The organism is Streptomyces sp. NPDC060194 (assembly GCF_042728285.1).
Lineage (GTDB): Bacteria > Actinomycetota > Actinomycetes > Streptomycetales > Streptomycetaceae > Streptomyces.
The window spans coordinates 36287-50648 of record NZ_JBHWZH010000033.1; the positions used below are offsets into that span (position 1 = coordinate 36287).

Below are 14362 nucleotides of genomic sequence, written 5' to 3' on the forward strand. Positions count from 1 at the left end.
CGCAGTGCCGACAACCGGTGTGATCAGCCCGCGGCCGGCACCCGCAGGATCAGCGCGTCGCCCTGACCGCCGCCCCCGCACAGCGCCGCCGCACCGGTGCCGCCCCCGCGCCGCTGGAGCTCCAGGGCGAGGTGCAGGACGAGGCGCGCGCCGGACATGCCGATGGGGTGGCCCAGCGCGATCGCGCCGCCGTTGACGTTGACCTTGGCGGGGTCGATGCCGAGGTCGTCGATCGACTGCAGGCCGACCGCGGCGAAGGCCTCGTTGATCTCGACGAGGTCGAGGTCGTCGACGCCGATGCCCTCCTTCTTCAGCGCGTGGTTGATCGCGTTGGAGGGCTGCGACTGCAGCGAGTTGTCGGGGCCCGCGACGTTGCCGTGCGCGCCGATCTCGGCGATCCAGGTCAGGCCCAGCTCCTCGGCCTTGGCCTTGCTCATGACGACGACGGCCGCACCGCCGTCGGAGATCTGCGAGGCGGAGCCGGCGGTGATGGTGCCGTCCTTGGCGAAGGCCGGGCGGAGCTTGGCCAGGGACTCCGCGGTGGTGTCGGCGCGGATGCCCTCGTCGGCGGCGAAGAGGACCGGGTCGCCCTTGCGCTGCGGGATCGGCACCGGGACGATCTCGGCGTCGAACAGGCCGTTCTTCTGCGCGGCGGCGGCCTTCTGGTGCGAGGCTGCGGCGAACGCGTCCTGCGCGGGGCGCTCGATGCCGAGGCGGGTGTTGTGGTTCTCGGTCGACTCGCCCATGGGGATGTTCTCGAAGGAGTCGGTGAGCCCGTCGAAGGCCATCGAGTCGAGCATCTCGATCGCGCCGTACTTGTAGCCCTCGCGGGACTTCGGCAGCAGGTGCGGGGCGTTGGTCATGGACTCCTGGCCACCGGCGACCACGATGTCGAACTCGCCCGCGCGGATCAGCTGGTCGGCGAGGGCCACCGCGTCGAGCCCGGAGAGGCACACCTTGTTGATCGTCAGCGCCGGGACGTCCATCGGGATGCCGGCCTTCACGGCCGCCTGGCGGGCGGGGATCTGGCCCGCACCGGCCTGGAGCACCTGTCCCATGATCACGTACTGCACCTGCTCGCCGGTGATCCCGGCCCGCTCCAGCGCGGCCTTGATGGCGATGCCGCCGAGGTCGGCCCCCGAGAACGACTTCAGGGAGCCGAGCAGCCGGCCCATGGGCGTGCGGGCGCCGGCGACGATCACTGACGTGGTGGTTCCGGTCGAACGAGACATGAGACACGGCCCCTTGAGGGAGAGGGTGTGAACGAGCGTTATCCGCAATGTACTGACCGGTATCCAGCCCGTCACCCGCCGAACGGTGTGATCGCGCGCACGTTGCGTAACCACCGTCCACCGCGCTGCACTGTGGGAATGCTGACACGAATCGACCACATCGGGATCGCCTGCTTCGACCTGGACCGCACCGTCGAGTTCTACCGGGCGACGTACGGCTTCGAGGTGCACCACTCGGAGGTCAACGAGGAGCAGGGCGTCCGCGAGGCCATGCTGAGGATCAGCGGCACCTCCGACGGCGGCGCCTCCTATCTCCAGCTCCTGGAGCCCACCCGCGAGGACTCCGCGGTGGGCAAGTGGCTGGCGAAGAACGGCGAGGGCGTGCACCACATCGCCTTCGGCACCGGGGACGTCGACGGGGACGCGGCGGACATCAGGGACAAGGGCGTACGGGTCCTCTACGACGAGCCGCGGATCGGCTCGATGGGCTCGCGGATCACGTTCCTGCACCCCAAGGACTGCCACGGCGTGCTCACCGAGCTGGTGACCTCCGCCCCGGCCGCGGAGCGGGCGGAGCACTGAGCCCGTATCCGGTACGGCCGGTAGAGTGAACCATCGGCCGGGGTTCAGGGGTGCGCGCACGCACTCCTGGGGGGACAGGGGCCGGGGTAGCGACCGTGGCCCCGCTGTTGATCTGACACCATTCCCCGGGTACGGAAGTGAGTTCGCGACCAGGGACGGATGGCACGCGCAGTGCGGGGCTACGAACAGCAGGAGAGCCACCGAGCTGAAGTCGACCATCTCTCGCGGTTCGAAGCCGAGATGGACCGGCTGAAGACCGAGCGGGAGAAGGCCGTCCAGCACGCCGAGGACCTCGGTTACCAGGTCGAGGTCCTGCGCGCCAAGCTGCACGAGGCGCGCCGCACCATCGCCACCCGTCCGTCGTACGACACCGCCGACATGGGCTACCAGGCGGAGCAGCTGCTGCGGAACGCCCAGATCCAGGCCGACCAGTTGCGCTCGGACGCCGAGCGGGAGCTGCGCGAGGCCCGCGCGCAGAACCAGCGGATCCTCCAGGAGCACGCCGAGCGGCAGGCCCGTCTGGAGGCCGAGCTGCACGCCGAGGCGGTCGCCCGCCGGCAGCGGCTCGACGAGGAGCTCTCCGAGCGCCGGCAGACCGTCGAGAGCCACGTCAACGAGAACGTCGCCTGGGCCGAGCAGCTGCGCGCCCGGACCGAGGCGCAGGCCCGGCGGCTCATGGAGGAGGCCCGCGCGGAGGCGGAGAGCTCGCTGGCCGCCGCCCGCGCGGAGGCCCTGCGGGTCGCCGAGGAGGCCAGGCACCGGCTCGGCAGCGAGGCGGAGGCAGCCCGCGCGGAGGCCGAGGCGCTGCTGGTGCGGGCCCGCAAGGACGCCGAGCGGCTCCTGACCGCCGCCTCCACGCAGGCGCAGGAGGCCACCAGCCACGCCGAGCGGCTGCGCACCAGCACCGTCACCGAGTCGGAGTCGGCCCGGCGGCAGGCCACCGAGCTGGCCCGCGCCGCCGAGCAGCGGATGCAGGAGGCGGAGACGGCGCTGCGCGAGGCGCGCGCCGAGGCCGAGAAGCTGGTCGCCGAGGCCACGGACGCGGCCGCCAAGCAGCTGGCCGGCGCGGAGTCGACCAACGAGCAGCGCACCCGGACGGCCAAGGAGCAGATCGCCCGGCTCGTCACCGAGGCGACGAAGGACGCCGAGGCCCTGAAGGCCGAGGCCGAGCAGGTCCGCGCGGACGCCCGGGCGGAGGCCGAGCGGCTGGTCGCGGAGGCCGCGGAGAACGCCCGCACGGCCGCGTCCGAGGACACCGCCGCCCAGCTGGCGAAGGCCGCGCGGACCGCCGAGGAGGTGCTGACAAAGGCGTCGGAGGACGCCCAGGCGACGACCAGGGCGGCCCGTGAGGAGGCCGAGCGGCTGCGCGGCGAGGCCGAGGCGGAGATCGTCCGGCTGCGCGAGGAGGCCGCCGAGCAGGCCGACCAGCTCAAGGGCGCCGCCAAGGACGACACCGAGGAGTACCGGGCTCGGACCGTCGAGCTGCAGGAGGAGGCCCGCCGACTGCGCGGCGAGGCCGAGCAGCTGCGGGCCGAGGCCGTGGACGAGGGCGAGCGGATCAGGGGCGAGGCCCGCCGCGAGGCCGTGCAGCAGATCGAGGAGGCGGCCAGGACCGCCGAGGAGCTGCTGACGAAGGCCAAGGCGGACGCGGACGAGCTGCGGACCGGCGCGTCCACCGAGTCGGAGCGGGTTCGGACCGAGGCCATCGAGCGGGCCACCGCCCTGCGCAAGCAGGCCGAGGAGACCCTGGAGCGGACCCGCGCGGAGGCCGACCGGCTGCGCGCCGAGGCCGACGAGCAGGCCGAGTCCGCCCGCCGCGAGGGCGAGCAGGCCGCCGCCGCGCTGCGGGAGGAGACCGAGCGGGCCATAGCAGCCCGGGCCGAGGAGGCCGAGGGCGACCTCGCCCGGCTGCGGACGGAGACCGAGGAGCGGTCCGCCGCCGCCGAGCAGGCGCTGACCGACGCCAGGACCGAGGCGGAGCGGCTGCGCCGGGAGGCCGCCGAGGAGGCGCAGCGGCTGCGCGACGAGGCCGCGGAGCGGATCCGGGTCCTGCACGACCAGGCCGCCGAGGAGGCGCAGCGGCTGCGCGACGAGGCCGCCGGCGACGCGAGCGCGGCCCGCGCGGAGGGCGAGTCCGTCGCCGTACGGCTGCGGGGCGAGGCTGTCGCGGAGGGTGAGCGGATCAGGACGGAGGCGCAGGAGAGCGCCGACCGGATCAGGACCGAGGCGGCGGCCGCGGCCGAGCGGCTGGCCGGGGAGGCGCAGGAGTCGCTCACCGCGGCCCGCGAGGAGGCCGAGCGGCGGCGCCGGGAGGCCGACGAGCTGCTCGCCGCCGCCCGCGAGGACGCCCACCAGGAGCTCACCCGCGCCCGCGAGCAGAGCGAGGAGCTGCTCGCCTCCGCCCGCACCCGCGCGGAGGAGGCGCAGACCGAGGCCGCGGCGCTGGTCGCCGAGGCCGACCGGCGGGCGACCGAGCTCGTCGGCGCGGCCGAGGCGACCGCGCAGCAGGTCCGCGACGCGGTGGCCGGGCTGCACGAGCAGGCGCAGGACGAGATCAACGGGCTGCGGTCGGCCGCCGAGCACGCGGCGGAGCGGGCCCGCGCGGAGGCCCAGGAGGAGGCGGACCGGGTCCGTTCCGACGCCTACGCCGAGCGGGAGTCGGCCGCCGAGGAGGCCGCGCGGCTGCGGCGCGAGGCGCAGACCGAGACGGACGCGGCCGGGGAGCTGGCCGCGCGGACCGTCGGCGACGCCCACGCGGAGGCCGAGCGGCTGCGCGCGGAGGCCGCCGAGCACGCCGAGCGGACGCGCGCCGAGACGCAGGCCGCCGCCGAGCAGGCGCTGCTCGCGGCGACCACCGAGGCCGAGCGGCTCGGCGCCGAGGCGCGCGACGCCCTGGCGGCGGCCCACGCGGAGGCCGACCGGGTCACCGGCGAGGCCCGCCAGGAGGCCGAGCGGCTGACGGTCGGGGCGCGCGAGGAGGCCGACCAGGTCACCACGCACGCGCTCGCCGAGGCCGAGCGGCTCACCGCGGAGGCGCGTGAGTCCGCCGAGCGGCTGTCGGCGCGGGCGCGCGCCGAGGCCGACCGGGTGACGACCGAGGCCCGTACGGAGGCCGACCGCATGCGCGGCGAGGCGTCCGGGGAGGCCGAGCGGCTGCGGGCGGAGGCGGCCGAGACCGTCGGGTCCGCGCAGGCGCACGCCGAACGGACCCGCCAGGAGGCCGAGCGCGTCAGGGCGGAGGCTGCCGCGGAGGCCGACCGGCTGCTCGGCCATGCGCGGGAGGAGTCCGACCGGGCGCTCGACGAGGCCCGCCAGGAGGCCAACAAGCGGCGCCAGGAGGCCGCCGAGCAGGTCGACCGGCTGGTCACCGAGGCGGTCACGGAGGCCGAGAAGCTCACCTCGGACGCCGCCGAGCAGGCGCTGCGGACCACCACCGACGCCGAGGCCCAGGCGGACACCATGGTCGGCGCCGCCCGCCAGGAGGCCGACCGGCTGGTCCAGGAGGCCACCGTCGAGGGCAACTCCCGGGTGGAGAAGGCCAGGGCGGACGCCGACGAGCTGCTCGTCGGCGCGCGCCGGGACGCCACCGCGATAAGGGAGCGGGCCGAGGAGCTGCGCGACCGCATCACCGGCGAGATCGAGGAGCTCCACGAGCGGGCCCGCCGCGAGTCGGCCGAGACCATGAAGTCCGCGGGCGAGCGGTGCGACGCGCTGGTCAGGGCGGCCGAGGAGCAGTCGGCCGAGGCGGACGCGAAGGCCAAGCAGATGCTGTCGGACGCGAGTTCCGAGGCCGGCAAGGTGCGGATCGCGGCGGTGAAGAAGGCCGAGGCGCTGCTGAAGGAGGCCGCCCAGAAGAAGGCGGAGCTGGTCCGCGAGGCGGAGCGGATGCACGCCGAGGCCCGCGAGGAGGCCGACCGCACGGTCGCCGAGGGCCGGCGCGAGCTGGACGTGCTGGTGCGCCGGCGGGAGGACATCCAGGCGGAGATCTCCCGTGTCCAGGACGTGCTGGAGGCGTTGGAGTCCTTCGAGGCGCCCGCGCTCGGCGGCAAGAACGACGGCGGCGTCAAGGCGGGAGCCGGGGCGGGAAACCCCCGTACGAGCGGCAAACCCTCGCCTGACTAGGTATTTCGGGCCGATGGGGCGACAAGGGACGCGGCGGCGGGCCACTCGAAAGAGGGGTCATTCTCCCGCCCATCCGGGCAACAGCTCGATGACACGCCGCTTCGGCCCCTAGGATTCCGCGTATCACCCCACTGGTCTCATTCGACAGGAACCCAGGAACCCCATGAGCGACACTTCCTCCCCATTCGGCTTCGAGCTCGTGCGGCGTGGTTACGACCGCGGTCAGGTGGACGACCGCATTACCAAGCTCGTCGCCGACCGTGACAGCGCCCTCGCCCGTATCACCGCCCTCGAGAAGCGCATCGAGGAGCTGCACCTCGAGACGCAGAACGCGCAGGCCCAGGTCACCGACGCCGAGCCGTCGTACGCCGGCCTCGGCGCCCGGGTCGAGAAGATCCTCCGGCTCGCCGAGGAGGAGGCGAAGGACCTGCGCGAGGAGGCCCGCCGGGCCGCGGAGCAGCACCGCGAGCTGGCCGAGTCGGCCGCCCAGCAGGTGCGCAACGACGCCGAGTCGTTCGCCTCCGAGCGCAAGTCCAAGGCCGAGGACGAGGGCGTCCGCATCGTCGAGAAGGCCAAGGGCGACGCGGCCCAGCTGCGCAGCGACGCGCAGAAGGACGCGCAGTCCAAGCGCGAGGAGGCCGACGCGCTCTTCGAGGAGACCCGCGCCAAGGCCGCCCAGGCCGCCGCGGACTTCGAGACGAACCTGGCCAAGCGGCGCGAGCAGTCCGAGCGCGACCTGGCCTCCCGTCAGGCGAAGGCCGAGAAGCGGCTCGCGGAGATCGAGCACCGCGCCGAGCAGCTCCGCCTGGAGGCCGAGAAGCTCCGCACGGACGCCGAGCGCCGCGCCCGCCAGACGGTCGAGACGGCCCAGCGCCAGGCCGAGGACATCGTCGCCGACGCCAACGCCAAGGCCGACCGGATCCGCAGCGAGTCCGAGCGCGAGCTGGCGGCGCTGACGAACCGTCGCGACTCCATCAACGCCCAGCTGACCAACGTCCGCGAGATGCTGGCCACGCTGACCGGTGCCGCGGTGGCCGCCGCCGCGTCGCCCGTGGAGGACGAGCCGGTCTCCCGCGGCGTCCCGGCGCAGCAGTCGCGCTGAGCCCCGGCGGCATAGCGCCCGATACCCCCTGCCTCTCCCCCGTCGGCAGGGGGTTTCGGCGTATTCCGGTGGCAGCGGGTGCGGGCGGCCCTTAGCGTGGCCGCATGATCGAGTTGGACAATCTGACCAAGGTCTACGGCGGCAAGGTCGCCGTGGACCATCTGACGTGTCAGGTCCGGCCGGGGGTGGTGACGGGTTTCCTCGGGCCGAACGGGGCCGGCAAGTCCACGACGATGCGGATGATGATCGGCCTCGACAACCCCACCGCCGGCACGGTCCGCATCGACGGCAGGCACTACCGGGAGCTGAGCGAGCCGCTGAAGTACATCGGCGCCCTCCTGGACGCCAAGGCGATGCACGGCGGGCGCAGCGCCTACAACAACCTGCTCTGCCTGGCGCAGTCGAACCGGATCCCGCGCTCCCGGGTCGACGAGGTCCTCGACACGGTCGGGCTGACGGCGGTGGCGAAGAAGAAGTCCAAGGGCTTCTCGCTCGGCATGGGGCAGCGGCTCGGCATCGCCTCCGCGCTGCTCGGCGACCCGAAGATCCTGATGTTCGACGAGCCGGTCAACGGGCTCGACCCCGAGGGCATCCACTGGATCCGCAACCTGATGAAGGCGCTCGCCGCCCAGGGGCGCACCATCTTCGTCTCCTCCCACCTGATGAGCGAGATGGCCCTGACGGCCGAGCACCTGATCGTCATCGGCCAGGGCAGGCTGCTCGCCGACCTGCCGATGGCGGACTTCATCAGCCAGAACTCCCGCACCTACGTCCGGCTGCGCTCCCCGCAGCAGGAGCGGCTGCGGGACGTCCTCGCGGGCGCGGGCCTGACCGCGCAGCCGGCGCAGGACGGGGCGCTGGAGGTCGACGGGGCCACGTCCGAGCAGCTGGGCGAGCTGGCCGCGGAGCACCAGGTGACCCTGCACGAGCTGAGCCCGCAGCGGGCGTCCCTGGAGGAGGCGTTCATGCAGATGACGGCGGGCTCGGTCGAGTACCACGCGCACGACGGGGGCGGGAACGGCGGCGCGCCGCCGCCGGTCGCCGGGGCGCCGCGGGCGGGCGGCCCGCAGGCCGCCGGCGGCCCGCAGTGGGGCGCCGGCTGGTCGAAAAACCGCCCGGGGCCCGACGACACCCCTACTCCCGGCCCGTCCGGAACGGAGAGCTGAGCATGGCATCGGTCCCCGCGGTCCTGAGCTCCGAATGGACCAAGATCCGTACGGTGTCCTCCACCGTCTGGACGCTGACCTGCGCGTTCCTCGTCTCCGTGGCACTCAGCGCGGTGCTGTGCATCGTCACGAAGAACACCTACGACGACCTCAGCGACGCGGAGCAGGCGACCTTCGACCCGACGTTCATCAGCTTCTCCGGTCTGACGCTCGGCCAGCTGGCCATGGTCGTCTTCGGGGTGCTCGTCGTCGGCACGGAGTACTCCTCCGGCATGATCCGCACCTCGCTCGCCGCCGTCCCGCAGCGCGCCACGTTCCTGTTCGGCAAGCTCGCGGTGGCGAGCCTGCTCGCCCTGGTGGTCGGCCAGATCACCGCGTTCGTGTCGTTCTTCCTCGGCCAGGCCCTGCTCGGCGGGTACGGCACCGGCATCGGCGAGGAGAACGTGCTGCGGGCCGTCGTGGGCGCCGGCCTCTACATGGCGCTGGTCGGGATCTTCTCGATGGGCGTCACGACGATGCTCCGCAGCTCGATCCTGTCGCTCGGCATCCTGGTGCCGTTCTTCTTCCTGCTCTCCCCCATCCTCGGCGCGGTGCCGGGCGCGAAGAAGGTCGCCCAGTACTTCCCCGACCAGGCCGGCCAGAAGATCATGCAGGTGCTGCCGAACGCCCTGGACACCGACCCGGCCCCGTACGGCCCGTGGGGCGGGCTCGCGATCATGGTCGGGTGGGTGCTGCTCGCGGTGCTCGGCGGCTTCCTCGTGATCAAGAAGCGCGACGCCTGACGCACCCGGACGGCACACGGGACGGGCGCCCGGGAACCGCGGGCGCCCGGCTATCCTCCTAACCCTCACGGGGCTCGGTCGTGTGTGCGGACGGTGTGACCAGACAAGCCGTCGGCGCGGACGGCCGGGGATCCCCTCATCGACCAGTCGAGGGGCGGAGCATGATCCAGGCAGTAGGCCTGACCAAGCGGTACGGCGACAAGACCGCGGTGTACGACCTGTCGTTCGAGGTGCGGCCGGGGGCCGTCACCGGCTTCCTCGGGCCCAACGGCTCGGGCAAGTCCACCACCATGCGCATGATCCTCGGGCTCGACCGGCCCACCGAGGGACGCGTGACCATCGGGGGGCACCCCTACCGCTCGCTGCCCAACGCGCCCCGCCAGGTGGGCGCGCTGCTCGACGCCAAGGCGGTGCACGGCGGCCGCAGCGCGCGCAGCCACCTGCTGTGCCTGGCGCAGCTCTCGGGCATCCCGGCGCGACGGGTGGACGAGGTCCTCGGCGTCGTCGGACTGCACGAGGTGGCCCGCAAGCGCTCCAAGGGCTTCTCGCTCGGCATGGGCCAGCGGCTCGGCATCGCGGCGGCGCTGCTCGGCGACCCGCAGGTGCTGCTCTTCGACGAGCCGGTCAACGGCCTCGACCCCGAGGGCATCCTCTGGGTCCGGAACCTGATGAAGGCGCTCGCGGCCGAGGGGCGGACCGTCTTCGTCTCCTCCCACCTGATGAGCGAGATGGCCCTGACGGCCGACCACCTGATCGTCATCGGCCGCGGGCAGCTGCTCGCCGACATGTCCGTGCGGGACTTCATCGCGCACAACTCCGCCGGCTTCTCCCGGGTCCGCACCCCCGACACCGCGCCCGAGCAGCGCGAGAAGCTGACCGCCGCGCTGACCGAGGCCGGCGGGCACGTGCTGCCCGAGCCGGACGGGGCGCTGCGGGTGACCGGGCTGCCGCTGCCGCGGATCAGCGACGTGGCGCACGAGGCGGACGTCCGGCTGTGGGAGCTGTCGCCGCACACCGCCTCGCTGGAGGAGGCGTACATGCGGATGACGCAGGGGGCGGTGGACTACCGCTCCACTTCCGACCGGCGGGCGGGGCTCCAGGCGCCCATCGCCGTCGCCCCGCCCGGCACCCTCCCGCCGCAGCCCGTGGCGGTCGTCGGCCAGGACCAGCCGGGGTGGTACGCGCCCCCGCCGCCGGGCGGCCCGAACCCGTACGCGGCCCCCGCGCCGCAGGGGCCGGCGGGCCCGAACCCGTACGCCGCGCCCGTGCAGGAGGCCGCGCCGGCGGCCGCCGCTGCCGCCGCCGCCCCGGCCGCCGGCCCGCCCGCCGCGCCGCTCGTGAAGGCCGCCGAGAATCCCGCCCAGACCCCCGAGGACGTCCGATGAGCACCCCGCAGGCGCCCGCAGGCGCCCCCGCGTCCGCCCCCGCGCAGTGGGGGGCCTACGCCTCCCCCATCCCGGTGCGCTCGGCCCACCTCGGGCACGCGCTCGCGTCGGAGTGGACGAAGATCCGCACCGTGCGCTCCACGATGTGGACGCTGCTGACGATGTTCGTCCTCGTCGTCGGGATCGGCCTGCTCGCGGCCCTCACCCTCGGCACCTCCGAGGACCTGTTCAGCCCGCTGCTCTCCGGCGGCCTGTTCGGGCTGATGCTGGGCCAGATCTGCGTGGTGACCCTCGGCGTGCTGGTGGTGACCTCGGAGTACGGCACCGGCATGATCCGCACGACACTCACGGCGTGCCCCTCGCGCGTGCGGGTGCTCACCGCGAAGGCGATCGTGTTCTTCGGCCTCTCCTTCACCATGATCCTCCTCGCGACCACGATCACCGCGGCGATCCAGGTGGCGGTGCTCGGCGGCCGGCGGCCCTCGGAGTACGCCGAGCTGCCGGCGGGGTCCGTGGCCGGCGGCGAGGTCGTGGCCTCCTCCGGGCAATGGCTCGGCGCGACCGTCGGCGCCTCGCTCTACGTCGCGCTGCTCGGCCTGCTCGCCCTGGCCGTGGGAGCGCTGCTCCGGCACTCCGCCGGGGCGATCACGGCGATGCTCGGGATCATCCTGCTGCCGCTGCTGCTCGCGCTGTTCATGCAGACGGAGAGCCTGGTGGAGGTGCAGGAGGCGCTGGTGACGTACTCGCCGCTGAACGGGCTGGCCGGGCTGTTCGGGCTGCCCTTCATGGACGAGGGCGGCAATGGCTGGAATCTGCTGTGGGTTCTCGCCGCGGTGACCCTCGCGGCGCTGGTCGCGGCCGTCGCGACGGCCGAGCGGCGCGACGTCTGAGCCCTGCGCCCGTCACCCTCAGTGACGCCTGAGCCGTCAGTACCGCGGCGCGTTCCGGGACCGCTGCACCCGTGAGGTGCGGCGGTCCCGCGCGTTCCAGCACGCCTTGTGCCAGTGCCTGCGGTCGTCCACGCCGCCGTGCTCGGGCCAGACCACGACGTGGGCGACGGCCGGCGGGATCTCCTGGTCGCACCCGGGGCACCGGTAGCGCTTGCCCGCCGCGCTCGCCCCGCTGACGTGCCGGACGCTCCACTCCTCGCCCTGCCACTCCTCGCGCTGCCAGAAGCCGCCGAACCGGTCGCCGCGCCCGTCGTCGCCCCCCGCGCTCGACGCGCCGCCGCCGGCGCCCTTCTGACGGTTACGGCGCGGAGACACGGCCCACCTCACGGACTTCTCAGGGGTCACTTCGGGCGTCGGAACCGGTTCCGGGGCGGAGCCGACGGGGCTCTCCAGCGTACGCGGCGCGAGGAGGGGTACTCGGCCCGCTCTCCCGGGGGACGGACGACGAAGCCCCGTCAGCTCATCCCACAATCAGCCAAATCTCGCCGCAGGCCGTGCCTTTGGCACGTGCCAGGCGTTAGTGGGTCATGGGGGCGGACCGCGTCGCCACACGGAAGGACAAGGCGTTGCGCGTATCAAGTTTCATTCTGGCCGCACAGTTCCCCGGCCAGGGGCATACGGAGGCGCTCCACCGGGCGGTCCGCTCGGCGGAGGTGGCGGAGGGGAGCGGGCTCGACGGGGTGTGGCTGGCCGAACATCATTTCGTGCCGTACGGCGTCTGCCCGTCGGCCGTCACGCTGGCCGGGCTGCTGCTCGGCCGCACCCGCCGGATCCGGGTGGGCACGGCGGTCAGCGTGCTGCCGACCGCGCACCCGGTGGCGCTCGCCGAGCAGGCCGCGCTGCTCCACCTGACCTCGGGCGGGCGCTTCTCGCTCGGGGTGGGGCGCGGTGGGCCCTGGGTCGACCTGGAGGTGTTCGGCGCGGGCCTGGAGGCCTTCGAGGGCGGCTTCCCCGAGGCCCTGGAGCTGCTCCTGCGCTGGCTCGGCGGCGAGCACCGGGTCGGCGCCGACGGCGAGCGGTACCGGTTCCGCGAGGTGGCCGTCGTGCCGCGGGCGGACGAGCTGCCCGGGGGCCCCGAGCGGCCCGAGGTGGTCGTCGCCTGCACCTCGCCGAAGAGCGTCCGGCTGGCGGGCGAGCGCGGGCTGCCGATGCTGCTCGGCATGCACATCGGGGACGAGGAGAAGGCCGAGATGGTCGCCCTGTGGCGGACCCACGCCCGCGCGGCCGGCCGTGCGCCGCACGCGGCCCACGTGTCGGCCGGCGTGGCCCAGGTCGCGGACACCACCGCGGACGCCCGGGAGACCCTCCTGAAGGCGCTCCCCGGCTTCTTGAAGCAGGGGCTGGACGCCCATGTCACGGTCGACGGCCGCACGCGCGCGATGCGCCACCCGCTGGCCTACACCGAGCTGCTCTGCTCCCTGCACCCGGTCGGCACCGCCGCGCAGTGCGCCGACCGGCTCGCCGCGACCTCCGAGCGCACCGGCATCGAGCGCTTCGCGCTGCTCACCGAGGGCTCCGGCGACCTGGCGGCGACCGAGGACAACCTCCGCCGCCTCGGCGAGGAGGTGCTGCCGCTCCTGAGCTGACGCGTCCGACGAGCGCGCGCGGGAGCGGCAGACCCCTGCCGGTCAACCTCTCTCAGCAGTCCCGGAGTCCGGGCGACTGGTTGAGCAACTGCCCCCTTATCGAGGTGAAGCGGGCCAGCCGCTCGTCCACGGACGGGTCCAGCGGGAACACAGCGACCCGGTGGCAGTTCTGGAATGCGAGACGCACCCCGAAGTGCCGCTGGAGGGCGCCACGGATGGCGTCGCTCGCGAGGGCGCGCAGCAGCTGCCCCCGCTCCTGCTCGGTGGCGGGCGGCGTCTGGTTGTCGGCGAACTGGCCGCCGTCGACCTTCAGTTGGGCCACCAACGAGCTGATCATCTCCCATGCGTAGGGCAGGGAGGTCCGGACGCAGTCGACGAATTCCGCTTCATCGACCTCGCCTCGCTCGGCCTGTTCGAGCAGAGCCGGTGAGACGTCGAGCGACATGGGTACTCCTCTCACACCCCCGGCGGGACGCCGGAGGCTGACGGGCAGGGCAAGAGGCCGCGATCACGCAGCGTGCACGCGCTGCGACCTGATGCGTCCACGTTAGGCGCGCGCCCCCCGCGGCGACAGGGCGTCGTAACCACAACCGGCCACGTTCCGGACAGGTACGGGTGGCCTCCCGGATCGATGCCGAGGGTTCCGGAGGGGGTGCGGGTCGTTTCCGGGGGACGAATCGCGCCCCGGACCCCTCGTGGCGTAGCGTGGCCGACCATGCGTCTCGTCATCGCCCGGTGCTCCGTGGACTACGCCGGCCGCCTCACGGCCCACCTGCCCTCCGCCCTCCGCCTCGTCCTCGTCAAGGCCGACGGCAGCGTGTCGATCCACGCGGACGACCGCGCCTACAAGCCCCTGAACTGGATGTCGCCGCCGTGCACGCTCAAGGAGGGCACGGGCGAGGACGAGGGCGTCTGGACGGTGGTGAACAAGGCCGGCGAGAAGCTCGTGATCACGATGGAGGAGATCCTCCAGGACTCGTCCCACGAACTGGGCGTCGACCCGGGCCTGGTCAAGGACGGCGTGGAGGCGCACCTGCAGGAGCTGCTCGCCGACCGCCTGGACATCCTCGGCGAGGGCCACACCCTGATCCGCCGCGAGTACATGACGGCGATCGGCCCCGTCGACATCCTGTGCCGGGACGCCTCCGGCGCGACGGTCGCGGTCGAGCTGAAGCGGCGCGGCGACATCGACGGCGTCGAGCAGCTCACCCGCTACCTGGAGCTCCTCAACCGCGACCCGCACCTCGCCCCGGTCCGCGGCGTCTTCGCGGCGCAGGAGATCAAGCCGCAGGCCCGGGTCCTCGCCACCGACCGCGGCATCGGCTGCGTGACCCTGGACTACGACGCGATGCGCGGCATCGAGGACGACAAGCTGCGGCTGTTCTGAGCGCGGCCGCGGCGCGCGCGGCGGAGCCCCGGGGGCGACGGCGCGGGCCCGGGGGGGGGGGGTGTGCG

The 14362-nt window shown here is 73.8% G+C and carries 12 protein-coding genes; 9 read left to right on the forward strand and 3 right to left on the reverse strand.

All coding sequences use genetic code 11. The features are described 5' to 3' along the window. Window positions 1-23: 23 nt before the first annotated feature. Window positions 24-1232 carry an acetyl-CoA C-acetyltransferase gene (locus ACFWEG_RS10225; RefSeq protein ID WP_387211675.1) on the reverse strand — a complete coding sequence of 403 codons (1209 nt, stop codon included), beginning with the start codon at window positions 1230-1232 and terminating at the stop codon, window positions 24-26. 138 nt (window positions 1233-1370) lie between these two features. Between ACFWEG_RS10225 and mce the strand changes: the two genes are divergently transcribed. The 7 genes from mce to ACFWEG_RS10260 all read left to right on the forward strand — a co-directional run bounded on the left by mce (window position 1371) and on the right by ACFWEG_RS10260 (window position 11261). After that, a complete protein-coding gene (mce, locus tag ACFWEG_RS10230) occupies window positions 1371-1814 on the forward strand; it encodes a methylmalonyl-CoA epimerase (protein ID WP_387211678.1) in 444 nt (147 codons plus the stop codon). Window positions 1815-1985: 171 nt separating this feature from the next. Continuing rightward, window positions 1986-5936 carry a polarized growth protein Scy gene (gene scy / locus ACFWEG_RS10235; RefSeq protein ID WP_387211716.1) on the forward strand — a complete coding sequence of 1317 codons (3951 nt, stop codon included), beginning with the start codon at window positions 1986-1988 and terminating at the stop codon, window positions 5934-5936. Between the two features lie 163 nt (window positions 5937-6099). Next, window positions 6100-7038, forward strand: a complete 939-nt coding sequence (locus tag ACFWEG_RS10240) for a cellulose-binding protein (protein ID WP_387211681.1) — start codon at window positions 6100-6102, stop codon at window positions 7036-7038. A gap of 104 nt (window positions 7039-7142) precedes the next feature. Further along, a complete protein-coding gene (locus ACFWEG_RS10245) occupies window positions 7143-8204 on the forward strand; it encodes an ABC transporter ATP-binding protein (RefSeq protein WP_387211684.1) in 1062 nt (353 codons plus the stop codon). A 2-nt stretch (window positions 8205-8206) separates the two neighbouring features. Next, window positions 8207-8986 carry an ABC transporter permease subunit gene (locus ACFWEG_RS10250; RefSeq protein ID WP_387211687.1) on the forward strand — a complete coding sequence of 260 codons (780 nt, stop codon included), beginning with the start codon at window positions 8207-8209 and terminating at the stop codon, window positions 8984-8986. 161 nt (window positions 8987-9147) lie between these two features. After that, window positions 9148-10371, forward strand: coding sequence for an ABC transporter ATP-binding protein (locus tag ACFWEG_RS10255; protein WP_387211690.1), 1224 nt, complete (start codon window positions 9148-9150; stop codon window positions 10369-10371). Continuing rightward, the gene (locus ACFWEG_RS10260) at window positions 10368-11261 is read left to right on the forward strand and encodes an ABC transporter permease (protein WP_387211693.1); all 894 of its coding nucleotides are present in this window, start codon (window positions 10368-10370) and stop codon (window positions 11259-11261) included. Before ACFWEG_RS10255 ends, ACFWEG_RS10260 begins: the two co-directional genes overlap by 4 nt. A 36-nt stretch (window positions 11262-11297) precedes the next feature. Here ACFWEG_RS10260 and ACFWEG_RS10265 read toward each other — a convergent pair whose 3' ends face one another. Continuing rightward, entirely contained in the window at window positions 11298-11636 is a 339-nt protein-coding gene (locus ACFWEG_RS10265; protein ID WP_387211696.1) for an ATP/GTP-binding protein, read from the reverse strand. A gap of 251 nt (window positions 11637-11887) precedes the next feature. Here ACFWEG_RS10265 and ACFWEG_RS10270 point away from each other — a divergent pair, with 251 nt between their 5' ends. Beyond that, entirely contained in the window at window positions 11888-12907 is a 1020-nt protein-coding gene (locus ACFWEG_RS10270) for an LLM class flavin-dependent oxidoreductase (protein ID WP_387211699.1), read from the forward strand. Between the two features lie 52 nt (window positions 12908-12959). On the opposite strand, the gene ACFWEG_RS10275 is transcribed toward ACFWEG_RS10270, so the two are convergent. Beyond that, the gene (locus tag ACFWEG_RS10275; RefSeq protein ID WP_387211702.1) at window positions 12960-13352 is read right to left on the reverse strand and encodes an SCO5389 family protein; all 393 of its coding nucleotides are present in this window, start codon (window positions 13350-13352) and stop codon (window positions 12960-12962) included. 270 nt (window positions 13353-13622) lie between these two features. On the opposite strand from ACFWEG_RS10275, the gene nucS reads away from it, so the two are divergent. Beyond that, entirely contained in the window at window positions 13623-14294 is a 672-nt protein-coding gene (gene nucS, locus ACFWEG_RS10280) for an endonuclease NucS (protein WP_387211705.1), read from the forward strand. Window positions 14295-14362: the final 68 nt, after the last annotated feature.

What these genes read in the sequence shown, in the direction of transcription:
- ACFWEG_RS10250 (WP_387211687.1), top strand. Translation starts at nt 8,207, where the DNA reads ATGGCATCGGTCCCCGCGGTCCTGAGCTCCGAATGGACCAAGATCCGT.
- nucS (WP_387211705.1), top strand. Translation starts at nt 13,623, where the DNA reads ATGCGTCTCGTCATCGCCCGGTGCTCCGTGGACTACGCCGGCCGCCTC.
- ACFWEG_RS10260 (WP_387211693.1), top strand. Translation starts at nt 10,368, where the DNA reads ATGAGCACCCCGCAGGCGCCCGCAGGCGCCCCCGCGTCCGCCCCCGCG.
- ACFWEG_RS10245 (WP_387211684.1), top strand. Translation starts at nt 7,143, where the DNA reads ATGATCGAGTTGGACAATCTGACCAAGGTCTACGGCGGCAAGGTCGCC.
- ACFWEG_RS10240 (WP_387211681.1), top strand. Translation starts at nt 6,100, where the DNA reads ATGAGCGACACTTCCTCCCCATTCGGCTTCGAGCTCGTGCGGCGTGGT.
- ACFWEG_RS10255 (WP_387211690.1), top strand. Translation starts at nt 9,148, where the DNA reads ATGATCCAGGCAGTAGGCCTGACCAAGCGGTACGGCGACAAGACCGCG.
- ACFWEG_RS10225 (WP_387211675.1), bottom strand. Translation starts at nt 1,232, where the DNA reads ATGTCTCGTTCGACCGGAACCACCACGTCAGTGATCGTCGCCGGCGCC.
- ACFWEG_RS10275 (WP_387211702.1), bottom strand. Translation starts at nt 13,352, where the DNA reads ATGTCGCTCGACGTCTCACCGGCTCTGCTCGAACAGGCCGAGCGAGGC.
- mce (WP_387211678.1), top strand. Translation starts at nt 1,371, where the DNA reads ATGCTGACACGAATCGACCACATCGGGATCGCCTGCTTCGACCTGGAC.